The sequence below is a fragment of the Lactococcus sp. FSL W8-0209 genome (assembly GCF_038006585.1).
Taxonomy (GTDB): domain Bacteria; phylum Bacillota; class Bacilli; order Lactobacillales; family Streptococcaceae; genus Lactococcus; species Lactococcus lactis.
In genome coordinates this window covers 2,134,584-2,153,467 of sequence record NZ_JBBOVN010000001.1, presented here as the reverse complement: position 1 = coordinate 2,153,467, position 18,884 = coordinate 2,134,584, and the positions used below count along the sequence as shown (strand labels likewise).

The following is an 18,884-nucleotide window of genomic DNA, read 5'->3' as shown; positions in this document are numbered from 1 at the left end:
GAAACTTGAAATTATATTATAATTATTTTATAATATAAATCTAATGTTAGGAGGCGCTATGAAGAAACCGTTAATTATATTAGATGGATTTTTAATATTACTTATCGCAGTTCTTGGACTGGCATTATTTCATAATGTTCAGGAACAATCTAAAGAGCATTCACTATCGAATTCAACAGCAAGCACACAAAATTCGACTGAAAATAAAACAGAAACAAATAATACAGGAATCAAAATAAACACCAAAGAAATCAAAAAAGAAAATTTTATGACACTATCAGGTCTTTGGAAGAATAGCTCAATTGCTAAGAAAACTAAAACTCTTGTTATTTCAGGTCCTTCGGCAACTTTTGAGGGTCAACAATATGACTTAACTTTGGAAGGCGTGAGTTCTGAAAATGAGCTACCTTATTTGAAGTTGATAGGTGAAGGAATTAACTCAGGGAAGTTTATAGGTATTTATCCACAAGGGAGTGCTATTCCAGTAAGATTAGCTAATGGTAAAATTGATTACGCAGGTCAATATGATCCTACTGACAAGAAGAAAGATCGTATCATTCTTTTTAATGATTATATGTCTGCTCAAGATATCATTGAGCAAGTTTTATACCGTGAATTGGAAGAAATCTTTTAAAAACAGTCTAAGATTTAAAATGATAAGAAAATAGTCTTGAAAAAATGTTTAAAATGAGTTAAAATATCATTATCTTAGATAAGAACTCGATGGTCAAAGCTCGGGAAAATATGACAAGGGACTTTTAAAAGTTACTGACAGAAAAATCAATTGTGATTATTTTCTGTCAGCAACTGATGAGAGGATTTTTTGACATATTTTTCACGGCTTTGGCTTTTTTATTTGCAAAATATTTACTGACAGCTTTTAACAAGGCTAATTAAGGACTATAAAAGCTGTCAGTAAAAGAATGATTAATAACTCTGTCAGTATTTTTGCAAGAACTTTTATCAAAATATAAAGAAAGGCGAATTTAAAAAATTCGTAGTAAAAAATGAATTTTCAAGAAAATTATGATGTTGTTGTCATTGGAGGAGGACATGCAGGGGTTGAAGCTTCACTAGCAGCTGCACGGATGGGCTCTAAAACATTACTCATGACGATTAATCTTAATATGGTTGCCTTTATGCCATGTAATCCATCAATTGGTGGCTCAGCTAAAGGAATTGTTGTCAGAGAAATTGATGCGCTCGGTGGTGAAATGGGTCGCAACATTGATAAGACTTATATTCAAATGAAGATGCTTAATACCGGAAAAGGTCCAGCAGTTCGAGCTCTTCGTGCTCAAGCCGATAAAGATGAATATGCCGCTTCAATGAAGAATACAGTTTCTGACCAAGAAAATTTGACACTCCGTCAAGGAATGGTTGAAGAACTTATTCTTGATGAAGAAAAGAAAAAAGTCATCGGAATCAAGACTTCGACAGGAACTAAATATGGTGCTAAGGCAGTAATTATTACTACAGGAACAGCTTTGCGTGGTGAAATTATTATTGGAGAACTTAAATATTCTTCAGGACCCAATAACTCTCTTTCATCAATTGGTCTAGCAGATAATTTACGTGAAATTGGATTTGAAATTGGTCGTTTTAAAACCGGAACTCCTCCACGCGTTTTGGCAAGTTCTATTGATTACGATAAAACAGAAATTCAACCAGGTGATGAAGCGCCTAATCATTTTAGTTTTATGAGCTCTGATGAAAATTATCTAAAAGATCAAATTCCATGCTGGCTCACTTATACTACTGAGAATAGTCATACTATTTTGCGTGATAATTTACACCGAGCACCACTCTTTTCAGGAATTGTTAAAGGAGTAGGGCCACGTTACTGTCCTTCAATAGAAGACAAAATTACTCGCTTTGCTGACAAACCTCGTCATCAACTCTTCCTTGAACCAGAAGGACGGAATACAGAAGAAGTCTATATCGGTGGCCTTTCAACTTCAATGCCTGAAGATGTCCAATTTGATTTAGTTAAATCAATTCCAGGACTTGAAAATGCTCAAATGATGCGTCCGGGTTATGCTATAGAATACGATGTGGTGATGCCTCATCAACTCCGTCCAACACTTGAAACAAAATTGGTTTCTGGACTATTTACTGCGGGACAAACCAACGGAACCTCAGGCTATGAAGAAGCAGCAGGGCAAGGCTTAGTAGCTGGAATAAATGCAGCCCTTAAAGTTCAAGGAAAGCCTGAATTTATCTTAAAACGTAGTGAAGCCTATATTGGGGTAATGATTGATGATTTGGTAACTAAGGGAACGCTGGAACCATATCGTCTTTTGACATCACGTGCAGAATACCGTTTAATTCTTCGCCATGATAATGCTGACCGCCGTTTGACTGAAATTGGCCGTCAAGTGGGCCTTGTTTCAGATGAGCAATGGGAACATTACCAAGCAAAAATGGCTCAATTTGATCGTGAAATGAAACGATTGAATTCAGAAAAACTCAAACCTTTGCCTGACACACAAGAAAAATTAGGAAAATTGGGCTTTGGACCAATTAAAGATGCGCTGACCGGTGCAGAATTTTTAAAACGACCTGAAGTTCACTACAATGAAGTCATCGATTTTATCGGACAAGCACCAGAAAAGATTGATCGTACCGTCATTGAATTGATTGAAACTGAAATTACTTATGAAGGTTACATCAAAAAAGCAATGGACCAAGTGGACAAAATGCATCGCTTGGAAGCGAAAAGAATTCCTAAAAATATGGATTGGGATAAGCTTGACTCAATTGCTACTGAAGCCCGTCAAAAATTCAAAAAAATAAATCCAGAAACGCTGGGACAAGCGAGTCGGATTTCAGGTGTAAATCCTGCTGACATCAGTATTCTCATGGTTTACCTTGAAGGAAAATAATTAAAAATTTAAATTTTACTGACAAAAAGTTACTGACAGAAAATTTTGGGGAGAGTCCTTGTGTTTTGGCACTGAGGAAGCAACTTAAAATTTTCGTCAGTAACTTTTTTTCTTGTGGAATACTTTAAAAGTTGATAAAATAGGCTTAAACAAGGAATGAGGAAAGAGATGACAGAAATAAAAAATATTATTTTTGATTGGGACAATACACTTTTCCCTTTTAAAGAAAAATATTGGGAATTAGCTCACCGCCAACTTTTTTCAGAACAATTAGGACCATTTACTGACCAAGAACTCAATCATTTCATGGAGAAATACCATGAATTTGATGAATTGCTTTGGCCACAAGTCCATCAAAGAAAAATGACGATTGAAGAGCTAAGAGAAGAAAGATTAAGTTTGACTATCGAATATTTTGATTTGAAAGTCGATGAAAATTATCTTACAGGCTTTTTCAAAAAATTCTTGAATAGATTGTTTGAATTGATAGAGCCTGATGAACAACTCATCCAAAATCTAAAAAACCTTTCCAAAAACTACAAACTTGCCCTATTAAGTAATGGGGGTCATGTGGAGCAGAGAGAAAAATTACGTCGTTCTCAAGTTGAAAAATTATTTTCGGTTTACATCTCTGGTGAAACAGGCTATCTGAAACCAGATGCGCGTGCCTTTAAAAATGTGCTCACTCAAGAAAATTTCCAAGCGTCTGAGACCTTAATGGTTGGAGATCTTCTCGAACATGACATCAAACCCACCCAAGAGTTGGGAATGAAGACAGCATATATTGGACCTGAAAAAGAAACGATTGCTGATTATGAATTTACAAACATTCAAGATTTTTTTGATTCATTTATAGAAAAAAACGGTGATTAACCGTTTTTTATTATTGGACTAGTTTTAAAGAGTCAGCAGTTAAATAAAGTCTGTCAATAGGCTTGTTAGACAACCGATAAATTCCATTTTTGTTAAAAGTAATCTTTTTTTCTTCAAAAGTTTCGTTAGGACTTTCAAGGTAAAAAGTAAAATCACCAACAAGATTACCAGTAATAACAAGAGCTATGTTATTTGAACCACGTATAACCTTTAACCAACTATTAGAATTTAAAATATATTGGATGCCCGCTTCGTCATCAAAAGATAGAATATGTGAAAATTGAATAGAGGGACAAGTTGTTTTATGATTTTCGACCATTTCCTCAAAAATCGAAATTTCATCATATTCAATCAGCTGGTCAAGAACTTCACTGACCAATTGCGCAGTTAACAAACGGTCACTTGCAGGAATAATTGAATGTTCATTTTCGTTATTTGAACCATCAGTAATATAAAGCTCATGCATTAAACCCATGGCATACATTCTTTTCCGATGAATTGACCAGTTTTTTGTTTTTTTGATATCTTCAGTAAGATGAGTTAAATCTAGTGGAGTCATAGATAATCCTTTCTATTTTTAATTTGATGCTGATGACACTTGAAAAAGTCGTAGAGAATTGTCATCCATCACTTGATAGGTTTTGAGTTGATTGGGAGTTTCTGTAGCACTGGTAATAAAAATTGTAATGAGTTGAATATCTGACATTTTATTCTCCTTTCGATAATTTTAGTTTATTATAATCATTTTATCATTTTATTTTCATTTTATTGAATGATATGGTGTTTGAAATTATAGAAAAAATGCTGAATTGACAAGATTAAAGCCATATTCTAAAATTGTATTCTATAAGTGTCAAAAAATTAGAATTATAATCAGAATTAGAGATAAATTTTACTATAAATAATTAAAAAAATTAGGACTTGACAAGTCTTTAAATAATTGATAGAATAATAGAGTTGAAAAGCAGAAGCACCCGCTTCTCGCCTTAGAGGTTATAGCCCTGGGCAAACGAATGGAATTATTCAAAAACGAATGTTTTCATGAGCGGGGCGAGATTGTCGTTCCGCTTTTGTTTTTCTTTAAAAAAGAAGTTGCCTAAATCTTAGTCAACTTTCACATCATATTAGAAGGAGAACGAACATAGCTAAACAAGACAATAGAAAACCTATGATGAACGGTGCAATCCGTGCTCGTGAGGTTCGTCTCATTGGCGCTGAGGGTGAACAATTAGGTGTCACACCAACGTCTGAGGCGCTAATGCAAGCTGAAAATCTTAACATGGACTTGGTTTTAATTTCAAACCAAGAACCACCTGTTGCAAAAATCATGGATTATACAAAATTCATGTTTGAGCAAAAGAAAAAACAAAAAGAAGCAAAGAAAAAACAAGCTGTTGTTTCTGTAAAAGAAGTCCGTTTGTCACCAGTAATTGACCAAAACGACTTTGATACAAAGCTTCGTCAAGCCATCAAGTTTCTTGAAAAAGGCGATAAAGTTAAGGTTTCAATCCGATTTAAAGGTCGGATGATTACTCACCAAGATGTGGGGCGTCAAGTAATGGACAAGTTCGCGCAAGCAACAAAAGAAGTTGCTGTTGTTGAACAAAGAGCCAAAATGGATGGTCGTCAAATGTTCTTGCAACTTGCACCTATTAAAAAATAGGTCTTAACAAGACAACCATCTGAAAGGTTAACCTTTCACCTCTCTATTCATTGAAAACGAATGTTTAAAATGAATAGAGGTGCAGAATAATTTTTTCTGCCAACTGATATAAATTAAGGAGAATTACAATGCCAAAACAAAAAACTCACCGCGCATCTGCTAAACGTTTCAAACGTACAGGTAACGGCGGTCTTAAACGCTTCCGTGCTTACACTTCTCACCGTTTCCACGGTAAAACTGTAAAACAACGTCGTCAACTTCGTAAATCTTCTATGGTTTCTAAAGGGGACTTCAAACGTATCCGTCGCATGGTTGCGACAATGCGTTAAGCGAACATTGTTCGCTGCATTGGAGCAATCCTCGCAGGAGCGTAAGCGACTAAGAGGGACAATGAAATAAGTCATCTAATTTTCTTGCTCCAGCTCAATAAAAAAATAAATTTGTCATTATGACAAAATTGAAATCTACTAAGAATTAAAGGAGAACACACATGGCACGTGTTAAAGGTAGCGTTGCAACTCGCAAACGCCGTAAACGTATTTTAAAGCTCGCTAAAGGTTACTACGGAGCTAAACATAAACTCTTCAAGACTGCTAAAGAGCAAGTCATGAATTCATACTACTACGCATTCCGCGATCGTCGTCAAAAGAAACGCGACTTCCGTAAATTGTGGATTGCACGTATCAACGCAGCTGCACGTATGAATGGTCTTTCATACAGCAAATTGATGCACGGTTTGAAATTAGCTGATATCGAAGTAAACCGTAAAATGCTTGCTGACATCGCAATCGCTGATGCTGCTGCATTTACTGCACTTGCTGAAGAAGCAAAAAAAGCTTTGGCTAAATAATTATCTTAAAAAATCTGCTGGTTTTCTAGCAGATTTTTTATATTTTAAGCAGACGCTCTCTTAATTATGACATTAGGAAAGTGTTTTTTTATTCCGAATATACTAAATTGTTGCAAAAATTAATAAAAAAGAATATAATACCATAAGTCCTTGTTTTGAAATAAAAGTAATTTGTTTTCAATAAAAGACATTTAGTATAAATAAGAATACAGGATGGAGGTAAATGTGGAAAGTGAAAATATTTTGGAAGCAAAACAAGTGAATGTTGCTTTTCGGATTGCTGGTAAATTTCAAAAAGCAATTTATGATATTGATTTAAGTCTTAGACGTGGAGAAGTTTTAGCCATTGTTGGGGAATCAGGTTCTGGGAAGTCAACTTTTGCAACTGCTGTTATGGGATTACATAACCCAAATCAAACTCAAATTACAGGCTCCATTTTATTGGATGATGAAGAAGTGATTGGTAAAACGGGTGATTCCATGGCAAATATTCGAGGAAGTAAAGTTGGAATGATTTTTCAAAATCCACTCACTGCGCTTAATCCATTGATGAAAATTGGGCAGCAAATCAAGGAAATGTTGGCCGTGCATGATGTTTATCCAGAAAATCAGTATGAAAGTAGAATCTTTCAACTTTTAGAACAAGTAGGAATTCCAAATCCTAAAAGAGTCGTTAATCAATTTCCCCACCAACTTTCAGGCGGGATGAGACAAAGAGTAATGATTGCAATAGCCATTGCCAATGACCCAGATTTGATTATTGCTGATGAGCCAACGACTGCTTTAGACGTTACCATTCAAGCTCAGATTTTAGACTTGATTTTAGAAGTACAAAAGAAGAAGAATGCTGGGGTTATTCTAATTACTCATGATTTAGGGGTTGTTGCTGAAGTTGCCGATACAGTGGCGGTGATGTATGCTGGACAACTCGTCGAAAAAGCTTCTGTTGAAGAGATTTTTCAAAATCCCAAACATCCATACACCCGGTCACTTTTGCGTTCAAATCCATCTGCCGAAACAGTTTCGGATGATTTATATGTGATTCCAGGGTCTGTGCCTTCTCTGTCAGAAATTGAATATGACAAAGATTTATTTCTCGCTCGAGTGCCTTGGATGAAAGAAGAAGCTCAAAAAGTAATTTCGGAAAAAATGACTGAAATTTCTCTAAATCATTTTGTTCGAGGTCAGGCTTGGAAAAAATTTGAATTTCCAGATCAAAAATTGAAAGGGGGTGAAAAGTGAGCGAAATTCTTAATTTAAAGGACTTAAAAGTTTATTATCCTATTCGATCTGGTTTCTTTAATCGAGTGACAGATAATGTTTTAGCCGTTGATGGAGTAGATTTAACGATTCATGAAGGAGAAACTGTCGGTTTAGTTGGTGAATCTGGCTCTGGAAAATCAACGATTGGCAAAACAATTGTTGGTTTAGAACAAATGACATCAGGACAATTGATTTACAAAGGACAAGATGTCAGCAAAAAAAAGATAAGAAACCACCTCAAATACAATAAAGATGTTCAAATGATTTTTCAAGATGCATTTTCGAGTTTGAATCCACGGAAAACAATTTACGATATCATTGCGGAGCCTATTCGAAATTTTGAAAAATTAGATGCTAAGACAGAAAATAAACGGATTCATGAATTATTGGATATTGTTGGACTACCTAAACAAGCTTTAGAACAGTATCCTTTCCAATTTTCTGGAGGTCAACAACAAAGAATTGGAATCGCACGGGCAGTTGCTACTAATCCTAAGTTAATTGTGGCAGATGAACCAGTTTCGGCATTAGACTTATCTGTTCAAGCTCAGGTTTTGAATTTCATGAAGCTCATTCAAAAAGACTTGGGAATTGCGTTTCTTTTTATTTCTCATGATTTAGGGGTTGTCCGCCATATGACCGATAATATTGCAGTCATGCACAACGGTCGAATTGTCGAAAAAGGAACACGAAGAGATATTTTTGATGAGCCACAGCACATTTATACTAAACGACTCTTATCTGCTATCCCTTCGATTGATGTTACAAGAAGAGCGGAAAATCGGAAAAACCGTCTAAAAGTTGAACAAGACTTTGAGGATAAAAAAGCAAACTTTTATGATAAAGACGGACACGCTTTGCCCTTACAAAAATTAAGTGAAAGTCATTGGGCTGCTTTGCCAAAAGGAGGGGAAAATGTGGAAAGTAATTATTAGACGTATTTTATTGATGATTCCTCAATTATTTATCTTGAGTATTCTTATTTTCTTCTTTGCTAAATTGATGCCTGGTGATCCTTTTTCAGGGTTGATTGGTCCTCATACCGACCCACATGAAGTTGAAGCATTAAGACGGGCAGCAGGTTTATATGACCCTTGGTGGGAGCAGTATCTCAGGTGGCTAGGGAATGCCATACATGGGAATTTAGGAATGTCCTATAATCTCAAAGAGCCCGTGATGACTGTCATTGGACATAGAGCGGTTAATACTTTTTGGATGTCACTTTTGTCAGTTATTTTAACTTACTTATTTGCTATTCCAATGTCGATAGTTGCAGCTCGAAATGAAGGAAAATGGCAAGACCAATTGTGGTTGACCTATAATTCAATTACTTTTGGTATTCCACCTTACGTATTCTATCTCTTGATTATCTTTATCTTTGGTTATAGTCTTAATTGGTTTCCGACAGGTGGGACGGTAAGTCCAAATGCGATGGGAACCATTCCTGTTTTCTTTAGTAAGATTTATCACATGATTCTTCCGGCTTTTAGTTTGGCGGTCTTTGGAACAGTTGGAATCTTTACTTACTTCCGGTCAGGAATTTTAGATGAACAAACACAAGATTATGTACGAACGGCTCGAGCCAAAGGGGTTAAGGAAAAAGTGATTTTTAGACGTCATATTTTGAGAAATGCCTCATTACCAATTGCTTCTAATTTTGGATTTGTGATTACTGGACTCTTGGGAGGAGCAATCTTTGCTGAAACAATTTTTGGCTATCCTGGCTTAGGACAACTTTTTATTACTTCAATCACTGGGCGAGATTATTCAATGATTACGGCTTTGATTTTATTAAATGGTTTTTTGGGACTTCTTGGAGCCCTCCTGTCGGATATTATCATGGCAATGGTTGACCCACGAATTCGGATTCAATAAGGAGTGAAAATGACAGAAAAAAAACACAAAAATTCTTTATCATTAGTTCACTCAATCAAAGAAGAACTAAAGAATGACAAATTAGCACTGATTTCAGCACTTTTCCTAGTTGCTGTCTTTCTAATCGTTTATATTTACTCGATGTTTTTAAAACAATCAAATTATGTTGATGTTAATATTATGGACCAGTATCTTGCACCACTGACAAATGGACATTTACTGGGAACTGATAATGGTGGTCGAGATATCATCATGATGTTAATGATTTCTGCACGAAACTCTTTCAATATCGCTTTTGCAGTTACACTTATTACTTTATTTGTAGGAAATATCTTAGGGGTAATAACGGGCTACTTTGGCGGGAGGTTTGATCTAATCTTCATGCGTTTCACTGATTTTGTCATGATTTTACCATCATTGATGATTATTATTGTTTTTGTAACTATCATCCCACGGTTTAATTCTTGGTCTTTGATTGGGATTATCAGTATCTTTAGTTGGATAGGGACAACGCGTCTGATTCGGGCAAGAACAATGACGGAAGTCAATCGAGATTATGTTCGAGCATCAAAAACTTCGGGAACCTCTGATTTTAAAATTATGTTTCGGGAAATATGGCCCAACTTGTCCACCTTAGTCATTGCTGAAGCAACGCTTGTTTTTGCTGGAAATATTGGTTTAGAAACAGGGCTTTCTTTCTTAGGTTTTGGACTTCCAGCAGGGACACCATCTTTGGGGACAATGATAAATGAAGCGACTAATCCAGAAACAATGACTGATAAGCCTTGGACTTGGGTTCCAGCAACAGTGGTCATCCTAATTGTGGTGCTTGCCATTATCTTTATTGGAAATGCGCTAAGACGAGTGGCTGATCAAAGACAAGCTACAAGATAAACAACATTCAAGAGTGATAAAAATGTTTATCTATTAAAAATGGATATGATAAATTAAATATTATATTGAAGTAAGAAATAAAAAGAAATTATTGGAGAAACTAAGATGAAAAAATTAAAAGTAACTTTATTGGCAAGTGGTGTAGTTTTAGCAGCTGCCCTCTTAAGTGCTTGTGGCTCTAACCAAAGCTCAAGTACAAGTACGAAAAAATTAAAAGCGGGGAATTTTGATGTTGCTTATCAAAACCCGGACAAGGCAATCAAAGGTGGAGATTTAAAAATCGCTTATCAAAGTGACTCACCAATGAAAGCTGAATGGTTGGCTCCACTTTCAGATGACGCTACCTTTGGTTCTATGTCTGGTCCTGGTGGTGGGCAAGATGGTCTCTTCTTTACCAACAGTTCATTTAAATATATCAATGGTGGGCCTGCTAATGTAAGTCTTGACAAAAATGCAAAAACAGCAACGATTACCTTGCGTAAAGATTTGAAATGGTCTGATGGCTCAGAAGTGACAGCTAAAGACTATGAGTTCAGTTATGAGCTTACCGCTAATCCTGCTTATGGTTCCGACCGTTGGACTGATTCTCTGGCAAATATTGTTGGCTTGAGTGATTATCATGCGGGTAAAGCTAAAACAATCTCAGGGATTACTTTCCCAGACGGTGAAAACGGAAAAGTCATCAAGGTTCAATTTAAAGAAATGACGCCTGGAATGAATCAAACAGGAAATGGTTATTTTCTTGAGACTGTAGCTCCTTATCAATATTTGAAAGATGTCGCCCCTAAAGATTTGGCTTCTAGTCCAAAATCGACAACAAAACCTTTGGTTACAGGCCCTTTTAAACCGGAAAATGTTGTTTCGGGTGAATCTATTAAATATGTCCCAAATCCTTACTATTGGGGTGAAAAACCAAAATTAAATTACTTATGAAATTGTATCAACCGCTAAATCAGTCGCGGCCCTTTCTGCTCACAAATATGATTATATCAATGATATGCGCGCAAGCCAGTATAAACAGGTGAAAGATGTCAAAGGCTATAAAGTTTTGGGTCAACAAGAATTATATATTAGTTTGATGTATTATAATCTTGGTCACTATGATGTGAAAAAGTCAATTAGTGTTCAAGACCGCAAAACACCTTTGCAAGATCAAAATGTTCGTGAAGCCCTTGGTTATGCTCGAAATGTCGCAGCAGTTCAAGCAAAATTCTCTAATGGACTTGCCACACCTGCTAATGGATTGATTCCACCAATCTTCAAAGAATTTACTAGCCCATCAGTTAAAGGTTATGAAAAACAAGATCTTGCTAAAGCGAATAAACTTTTAGATGAAGACGGTTGGAAATTGAATAAATCTACAGGCTACCGTGAAAAAGATGGAAAAGAATTATCGCTTGTTTATGCAGCTCGTGTAGGTGATGCAAACTCCGAAACCATTGCCCAAAACTACATCCAACAATGGAAGAAAATTGGTGTGAAAGTTAGTCTTTATCATGGAAAACTGATGGAATTTAATTCTTGGGCTGACCATATGATGACTCCGCCAGGTTCAGATGACTGGGATATCACTGACGGTGCATGGTCACTCTCAGGAGAGCCTTCTCAACAAGATTTGTTCTCAGCAGCAGCACCTTATAACTTTGGTCACTTTAATGACCCTGAAATTACAAAAGATTTGAATGATATTGACTCGACCAAAGCTGAGGATTCAACTTATCGTAAAGCTGCTTTTATTAAATATCAAGAAGATATGAATAAAAAGGCCTATGTTATTCCAACGGCTTATGCTATCAACTATACCCCAGTTAACAAACGGGTAGTTGGGATGACGCTTGACTATGGTGCAATGAATACTTGGTCAGAAATTGGTGTTTCATCTGATAAGATGGCAACCAAATAGTTTTGTTTAACTTTTGTTTACAAGTTTTTTTGTAAAAATACCCTCACTTTAGTTTTCGCAATTCTAAAGTCAAAGAAGCTCAAATTTATGATTTGAGCTTCTTTTTTTTGATGATTTTTAAGATTTGAACTTACGAATTTAAAAATTAATTAATTTAAAAATGCTATAATAAGCCTAACTAATAATTAATCGAGGGGGCAATATGCTAGTAAATTTTAGAGATATTCAGGCACAAAACTCAAAAGAATCCGGACTAAAAAAGAATATATTTTTTAGAGGAGGTCAGTTGACCGATTTAACAGCTGAGGATAAAAAAATTCTTACGAATAAATTCCAAATTGGGAAAATTTATGATTTTAGGGGGCAAGAAGAGGTCACTACTCAACCAGATGTTGAACTCAAAGGAATTAAATATGAAAATATAGATATTTTAGCTTCTGAAACTTCAGGAAATAATGGCTCTTTACAGGATATGATTATTAATGCCACAGATATTAGTGAAGCGATGATGAAAACTTATGAAAGTATCGTCATCAGTAAGTCTGCTTTAGAAGGATATCGAGCTTTTTTACTGGATCTTTTAGAGCAAAAACAAGCTGTTTATTTTCATTGTTTAGCTGGAAAAGATAGAACTGGATTTGCTGCTGCCTTGCTTTTAAGACTGGCAGGAGCTTCTGATGAGGAGATTCTGAAGGATTATCTCAAAACGAATATTGCTCGCAAAGAGGTGAATCAAGAAATTATCAATTCATTGAAAGAAAAACTCACTGAAGACCAAATCGAGGGATTACAGATTGCTCTTACTGTGGATAAGAACTATTTATTTCATGCCAGAGAAATAATGAATGAAAATTTTGGTTCTTTTGAGGGCTACTTAAGTGAAGGACTCTCACTTGAGAAGGATTATATCGAGCATTTTCAAAGCCTCTATTTAAATTATAAATTATAAAAAAGTGATTTTGAACTCTTTTGCTAATTGATGTATAATTAAGTTAATAGAATACATTGGAGGTACAAAAGATGATTGGATGTAGTAGTTTTACACTAGAGAGTCAAGATAATAAACATTTTCTTTCTCGTACAATGGATTTTCAAATAGAAATGGCGGAACAAATTCTTTTTATTCCAAGAAACAAGGAGATAGGAATTGCCCACTCTAATGAAGAGACAATTGAAACATCCTATGCTTGTTTAGGGATGGGTGCGATGGAAGAGGGGCATCCAGTACTCTTTGATGGAATCAACGAAAAAGGGTTAATGGGTGCGACTTTGTATTTCCCAGGCTATGCTGACTATAGTGAGAATATCCAAAAAAATCAAAAGGGAATTTCACCTGATATGGTTATTCCAACGGTCCTCACTCAAGCTAGTAATTTAGAAGAAATCATTGATTTATTTGATAAGAAATTTGTTATTATTAATGATACTAATCCAACCTTAGGTCTTACGCCTCCTTTACATTTTATTTTTTCTGATTCTAGTGGTCAAAGTTTGATTATTGAACCAAGGCAAGGTGGACTTTCAATTATAAAAGATTCAATTGGAGTGATGACAAATAGTCCAGATTACCAATGGCACGAAACTAATTTAAGAAATTATCTTTCTTTTACACCTAATCAAAAAGAAAGTATCGAACTATTAGGAAAGACATTAAAACCATTTAGTCAAGGTTCAGGTACTTTTGGCTTTCCAGGAGATTTTACGCCTCCTTCAAGATTTGTTAGAACAGCTTATTTAAAAAACTACGCTGAGAAACCAAGTAATGAATTAGCCGCTATTACGCTTTGTCATCATATATTAGAATCTGTAAGTATTCCAAAAGGAATTGTTATAACTGAGCATGGAGCAAATGATTTCACTTGTTATTCGGCATATATGTGCTCAGAAACTCTAAGTTATTATTTTTCAACTTATGGTAATCAAAGAATCAGGAAAATAAGTTTGTCAGAATCCTTGAAAAATGAGAAGGAATTTAAAAACTTTCCTATTGTCAATGAGGAAGATATTTTAGAGTTAAATTGATAAATATTTAATCGAGTAAATAGGAGGGATATTCATTAAGTTCTTTGAATTCAAGAAGTATTTTTTAAATATTAGTTTTAAGTATAGCAAACCTAAAAAGAAATTCGAGAAATAATAGAGAGAAATTAAGGAAAAAATAGTGATTTTAAATTTATTTATAATAGTTTTAATGATTTTTCTTACGGCATTTTTTGTTGCGGCTGAATTTTCGCTGGTAAAAATACGTAAAAGTCGTTTAGAAACATTAGAAAAAGAAAATAATAAAAGGGCAAAATTAGCACTTAATATCGTCAATCACCTTGATTCTTATTTAAGTGCCTGTCAACTTGGAATCACTTTGACTTCGTTAGCAATTGGGTGGGTAGGTGAAAGTACAATGCATAGTATTTTAGCTCCCCTCTTGTCTTATGTTCCTCTACCTTCTGCGTTATTAGACAGCTTGTCTATTATCTTAGCCTTTTTATTAATTACTTTTGTTCATGTGGTAATCGGAGAACTTATTCCAAAATCTTTAAGTATTACAAAAACTGAAGGAGTTGTCTTAACGGTTGCTGCTCCGCTCCATTATTTTTATAAACTTACCTATCCTTTTGTGTGGTTATTAAATGCTTCAGCAAGTTCAATTGGTAGATTGTTTAATTTAAGTTTGGCTACTGAAGGTGATGAAATCCATTCAGAAGAAGAGTTAATTTTAATTGCTAATCAAAGTTTTATTAAAGGGGAAATCAACGAAAAAGAGTACGAATATCTCAACAATGTCTTTGAATTTGATGATTTGATAGCTAAGGATATCATGGTGTCGAGATTAGATATGGAGACGATTCCCGTTGATGTTTCGATTGAAGAAGCTTTAAAATTTGCGATTAAAAAAGGGCACACTCGTTTCCCTATTATTGCTAAAACTAAAGATGATATTCTAGGCTATGTTACGCTCCAAAATTTGATTAAAGAGTATTTAACTGCTCCTGGTCAAGAAATAAAGAAAATCATGCAAGAACCTATTATATTTATTGATACTATTCCTGTAAAGTTATTACTCTCAGAGATGCAAAAAGAGCATAAACATTTTGCTATTTTATTGGACGAGTATGGTGGGACAAGTGGACTTGTGACAATTGAGGATATTCTTGAAGAGTTAGTTGGTGATATTCAGGATGAAGAAGATCATGAGAAAGAATTGGTAATAAAGCTTTCTCCGACTACTTATCAGGTAGATGGTAAATTGCTTTTATCTGAATTTGAAGAACTGTTTAATATTGATTTGGCTCAAAATAATTTAAGTAAAACGATTAGTGGGTTTATTACAAATTATTCACTAGAGCAAAATGAGCCACTTGAGGTAGGACAGACTTTCGAATTTGATAATTTAAAAATTACTATTATTGAAATGGATAAAATTACTCCTCATATTTTAGAAGTTAAACGAGTGTAGATTGTATTTGAGGTATAAAAAAACGGAGCTTTAAGAGGCTCCGCTTTTTTTTATTTTATTGACGAACGACGAGGACATCGCATGGTGCATTTTTGATAATGTAATCCGCCACTGAACCGATAAAGATACGTTCAATGTAAGAAAGACCAGTAGCTCCAAGAACAATGAGGCTAATTTCTTCTTCTTTTGGAAGAGTTTGGCCAAGCATGACTTTTGGAGAACCAAATTCAACACGAGTTTTGACTTTTTTAACGCCAGCTTTTTTTGCTTCGTCAGCAAAGTCATTAATGAGGTTTTCAGCACCTTTGTGTGTATCATCAGCAACAACTGAATCATAGGCTGAGATAGATTGGAAGGCACGAAGGTCAATGACGTTAGCGATAACGAGTTCAGCATCGTTACGAAGTGCTGTTGCAACTGCTTTGTCAAAAGCTTTAGTAGCTTCTACCGAACCATCAATACCAACAAGGATTTTCTTATAGTTATCTAACATAGGCGACTCCTTCATAAGTTTTTATCTATATTTTAATTTTACTCTTATTTTGTCAATTTGTAAAAAGAAAACTGTTAAAAAATAGTTTATGGTATAATTGATGAAGTGAATTTCTTTAAAATAGTGGAAAAAATTACTGACAGAAATAGAAGTTCTCTATTGAAAGTCTGTCAGCAAATTTTGATGACTTATGAACTTAAAGAAAACTGTAAGAAATAGGTGAAAAATATGACTCGATATGCTGTGGTGGATCTGGAAGCGACCGATGCTCATAGTAGTGAAAATAAAATTATACAGATTGGGATTGTTCTTGTTGAAGATGGAGAAATTGTTGAAACTTTTTCCACTGAAGTCAATCCACATGAACCTTTGCTTCCAAGGATTAGTGAACTGACAGGTTTGTCAGATAAACAGTTAAAGACGGCTCCTGAGTTTTCAGAAGTTGCTGCAAAAGTACGAGAATTACTGACAGACAGTGTTTTTGTTGCTCATAATGCTAGGTTTGATTATGGACTTTTAGAAAAAAGTTTTCTTAATGCTGGCTTGGAATTTAATGAAATGTTGCGTGTCGATACAGTCGATTTGGCGCGTGTTTTTTATCCAACTTTTGAAAAATATGGTTTAGAATCATTGAGCGAAAAGTTAGATTTGGCACATGACCATCCGCATGCCGCAGTTTCGGATGCGTATGCTACAGCTGAATTATTGCTGAAAATAGAAGCGAAAATCCAAAAGTTACCAAGAAGCGTTTTGGAAGAGTTGCTTAGACATTCGGACAATTTACTTTTTGAAAGTAAAACTTTTTTACAAGAGCAGTTGGATAAAACAAAAATTCGACCAGCTGGCTTTAAAGTGGTTCATAATATTGCGACACGTAAGTTTAGGGCTTCTGTCAGTAAAAAAAATCCCCTGACAGCCTTGTCAGCAAATTTTTCAGAAAATATCAGTAGATTGGGCTTGTCTTCTCGCTCAAAACAAGAAAAATTAGCTCATTTAATGGAAACAGAGCTTACACATTTACAAGCAAGTTTTATTGAGGCACCGACAGGACTTGGAAAAACTTATGGTTATTTACTGCCAATTTTGGCCTCAGGAAAAGGTTTGGTCGTTTCAACAGCAACCAAAGTTCTCCAGAAGCAATTAGTAAATGATGTGGCACCAAAACTTGGGAAAACATTTGGTTTAAAAATGGCCAAGATTGTTGGGACTAAAAATTACATTTCTCTGAGAAAATTTTCTGAGCTTTTATTAAATAATACTGACGGCAAAAATTTTGAAATTTTTAAAATGAAAATTTTAATTTGGCTGACAGAAACAAGGACAGGCGAATTGGATGAAGTTTCAAAAGTCATGACTAATGATGACTATTTTGAAGGCATTCGCCATGATGGCTATGTCAATACAAAACAGCTTCATTATGAACAAGATTTTTGGTTGAAAGCCCAAAAAGAAGCTGAACAGGCTGAAATTAAAGTGGTGAATCATGCCTATTTGATTGAACGTTTAGCTGACTATCCTGAAACTTTTTTGGAAAATCGTGTTCTTGTTGTTGATGAGGCTCAACAATTATTTCCTATCATGGAAAATGCGGGTCAAAAATCTTTAAAAATTACTGACGAACTGATAAAAATTGATGCTGAAACAAGTGAAAATCCCCAGCTGACCAAAAGGCTTCAAGAAAGTCTTGTTTTTCAGCTTAATAAAAAAGAGCTTGATTTAAATAAAATAAAGATAGATGCTGATGAACTTGGCTTGAGAAATCTGTCAGCACTTTTAGAAGCTGATAATCAAATTGTCTGGCGTGAAAATGGGATGCTTTATGCGAGTGACCAAGATTTCTATAATTTTGAACGATTGATTCCTAAAAATACCAAACTTTTTATGTTGGGAGCGACATTGTCATTATCTAAAGACAAACCGTCATTTCCTGACTTGCTTGGTTTTACAGACTATCGCTTTTTCAAAATTGAAGGAAATCAAGCCACTAATCAGCAATTGCTGACGGTGATAGATGCGCCTAATATCAAAAATCTAAGTTTAATTGATTATGCAGATTACACAGCAAATTCAATTGGAGAACTTTCAAAATTGAATTTGCCAATGGTGGTCTTATTTACTTCAAAAATGGCTTTGACTTTTGTTGCTGAGAAATTATCTGCTGAAGGGTTTGAGATTTTAGCACAAGATATTAATGGGAGTCCAGCCCAAATCAAGAAAAAGTTTGATAAAGGTGAAGGAAAAATTTTATTAGGTTTGGGTTCTTTTTGGGAGGGAGTCGATTTTGATAAGCAAAATCAAGTGATTCTTGTTATTCCAAGACTTCCTTTTGCAACGCCTGATGATATTTTAACTAAAAAATATGCGCAAAAGTTTGAAAATCCTTTCTATGATTTTAATGTTCCAATGGCAACTTTAAAATTACGGCAGGCCATTGGTCGGGTAAATCGTCGTAAAAATCAGTACTCAAGTATCGTCGTATTAGATAAAAGACTTGCAGGGAAATCTTACGCCAAAAGAATGCGAAAAAATCTTTCAGAAACTTTACCTGTAAAAATGCTGAATTTACTAGACACAATCAGCGAAATCAAGAATTTTTTGATATAATAAAACATGTTTAAGCAAAAACTTAAAATGGGAAATTGGACAAATTATTTTTTCCTAATCATGAGAAATTTTACTAATAAGCCTTCAAATAATCTTTGAAAAAAAGATTTTCTCAAATTTTGAAAGA

Annotated in this window: 17 protein-coding genes, 1 pseudogene and 1 other annotated feature; of the genes and pseudogenes, 15 read left to right on the top strand and 3 right to left on the bottom strand. The window is 34.8% G+C overall.

The genetic code is table 11. The features are described 5' to 3' along the window. The first annotated feature begins 58 nt into the window (after positions 1 to 58). The 3 genes from MKX45_RS10625 to MKX45_RS10615 all read left to right on the top strand — a co-directional run bounded on the left by MKX45_RS10625 (position 59) and on the right by MKX45_RS10615 (position 3,758). Complete coding sequence (locus MKX45_RS10625) at positions 59 to 634, top strand: hypothetical protein (RefSeq protein ID WP_042230594.1); 576 nt, start codon at positions 59 to 61, stop codon at positions 632 to 634. Between the two features lie 373 nt (positions 635 to 1,007). Then, the gene (gene mnmG / locus MKX45_RS10620) at positions 1,008 to 2,885 is read left to right on the top strand and encodes a tRNA uridine-5-carboxymethylaminomethyl(34) synthesis enzyme MnmG (RefSeq protein ID WP_015427015.1); all 1,878 of its coding nucleotides are present in this window, start codon (positions 1,008 to 1,010) and stop codon (positions 2,883 to 2,885) included. A 168-nt stretch (positions 2,886 to 3,053) separates the two neighbouring features. Then, positions 3,054 to 3,758 (top strand): HAD family hydrolase, encoded by a 705-nt coding sequence (locus MKX45_RS10615; protein WP_340817187.1) that lies wholly within the window; start codon positions 3,054 to 3,056, stop codon positions 3,756 to 3,758. A 10-nt stretch (positions 3,759 to 3,768) separates the two neighbouring features. Here the strand turns inward: MKX45_RS10615 and MKX45_RS10610 are convergent, their stop codons facing one another. Continuing rightward, on the bottom strand, positions 3,769 to 4,317 hold the full coding sequence (locus MKX45_RS10610; protein ID WP_139008772.1) for a hypothetical protein: 549 nt from the start codon (positions 4,315 to 4,317) through the stop codon (positions 3,769 to 3,771). An 18-nt stretch (positions 4,318 to 4,335) separates the two neighbouring features. After that, complete coding sequence (locus tag MKX45_RS10605) at positions 4,336 to 4,464, bottom strand: hypothetical protein (protein ID WP_257590494.1); 129 nt, start codon at positions 4,462 to 4,464, stop codon at positions 4,336 to 4,338. Positions 4,465 to 4,714: 250 nt separating this feature from the next. Then, positions 4,715 to 4,840 (top strand) — a sequence feature (ribosomal protein L20 leader region). Positions 4,841 to 4,926: 86 nt separating this feature from the next. Here MKX45_RS10605 and infC point away from each other — a divergent pair. From infC to MKX45_RS10550, 11 genes and pseudogenes are all read left to right on the top strand, one after another. Continuing rightward, the gene (gene infC, locus MKX45_RS10600) at positions 4,927 to 5,421 is read left to right on the top strand and encodes a translation initiation factor IF-3 (protein WP_003132354.1); all 495 of its coding nucleotides are present in this window, start codon (positions 4,927 to 4,929) and stop codon (positions 5,419 to 5,421) included. 128 nt (positions 5,422 to 5,549) lie between these two features. Continuing rightward, a complete protein-coding gene (rpmI, locus tag MKX45_RS10595) occupies positions 5,550 to 5,750 on the top strand; it encodes a 50S ribosomal protein L35 (protein ID WP_003132353.1) in 201 nt (66 codons plus the stop codon). A 161-nt stretch (positions 5,751 to 5,911) separates the two neighbouring features. Further along, positions 5,912 to 6,271: a 50S ribosomal protein L20 gene (rplT, locus tag MKX45_RS10590; protein ID WP_003132352.1), complete on the top strand. Its 360-nt coding sequence runs from the start codon at positions 5,912 to 5,914 to the stop codon at positions 6,269 to 6,271. Positions 6,272 to 6,496: 225 nt separating this feature from the next. Further along, on the top strand, positions 6,497 to 7,513 hold the full coding sequence (gene oppD, locus MKX45_RS10585; RefSeq protein ID WP_340817186.1) for a murein tripeptide/oligopeptide ABC transporter ATP-binding protein OppD: 1,017 nt from the start codon (positions 6,497 to 6,499) through the stop codon (positions 7,511 to 7,513). Next, positions 7,510 to 8,469, top strand: coding sequence for a murein tripeptide/oligopeptide ABC transporter ATP-binding protein OppF (oppF, locus tag MKX45_RS10580; RefSeq protein WP_021468831.1), 960 nt, complete (start codon positions 7,510 to 7,512; stop codon positions 8,467 to 8,469). Before oppD ends, oppF begins: the two co-directional genes overlap by 4 nt. Then, positions 8,450 to 9,409 carry a murein tripeptide/oligopeptide ABC transporter permease OppB gene (gene oppB, locus MKX45_RS10575; protein ID WP_021722649.1) on the top strand — a complete coding sequence of 320 codons (960 nt, stop codon included), beginning with the start codon at positions 8,450 to 8,452 and terminating at the stop codon, positions 9,407 to 9,409. The genes oppF and oppB overlap by 20 nt, the downstream gene beginning before the upstream one ends. A gap of 9 nt (positions 9,410 to 9,418) precedes the next feature. Beyond that, a complete protein-coding gene (oppC, locus tag MKX45_RS10570) occupies positions 9,419 to 10,303 on the top strand; it encodes a murein tripeptide/oligopeptide ABC transporter permease OppC (protein ID WP_340817185.1) in 885 nt (294 codons plus the stop codon). Between the two features lie 105 nt (positions 10,304 to 10,408). Then, positions 10,409 to 12,206 (top strand): annotated as a pseudogene (locus MKX45_RS10565) (oligopeptide ABC transporter substrate-binding protein). Between the two features lie 202 nt (positions 12,207 to 12,408). Beyond that, entirely contained in the window at positions 12,409 to 13,155 is a 747-nt protein-coding gene (locus MKX45_RS10560; protein WP_340817184.1) for a tyrosine-protein phosphatase, read from the top strand. Positions 13,156 to 13,226: 71 nt separating this feature from the next. Next, positions 13,227 to 14,228 carry a choloylglycine hydrolase family protein gene (locus MKX45_RS10555; RefSeq protein ID WP_015427006.1) on the top strand — a complete coding sequence of 334 codons (1,002 nt, stop codon included), beginning with the start codon at positions 13,227 to 13,229 and terminating at the stop codon, positions 14,226 to 14,228. A 139-nt stretch (positions 14,229 to 14,367) separates the two neighbouring features. Beyond that, positions 14,368 to 15,660: a hemolysin family protein gene (locus MKX45_RS10550; protein ID WP_023189079.1), complete on the top strand. Its 1,293-nt coding sequence runs from the start codon at positions 14,368 to 14,370 to the stop codon at positions 15,658 to 15,660. A gap of 55 nt (positions 15,661 to 15,715) precedes the next feature. On the opposite strand, the gene MKX45_RS10545 is transcribed toward MKX45_RS10550, so the two are convergent. Further along, positions 15,716 to 16,153, bottom strand: a complete 438-nt coding sequence (locus tag MKX45_RS10545) for a universal stress protein (RefSeq protein ID WP_010906159.1) — start codon at positions 16,151 to 16,153, stop codon at positions 15,716 to 15,718. A 228-nt stretch (positions 16,154 to 16,381) separates the two neighbouring features. On the opposite strand from MKX45_RS10545, the gene MKX45_RS10540 reads away from it, so the two are divergent. Continuing rightward, on the top strand, positions 16,382 to 18,757 hold the full coding sequence (locus MKX45_RS10540) for an ATP-dependent DNA helicase DinG (protein WP_164875362.1): 2,376 nt from the start codon (positions 16,382 to 16,384) through the stop codon (positions 18,755 to 18,757). Positions 18,758 to 18,884 lie beyond the last annotated feature (127 nt).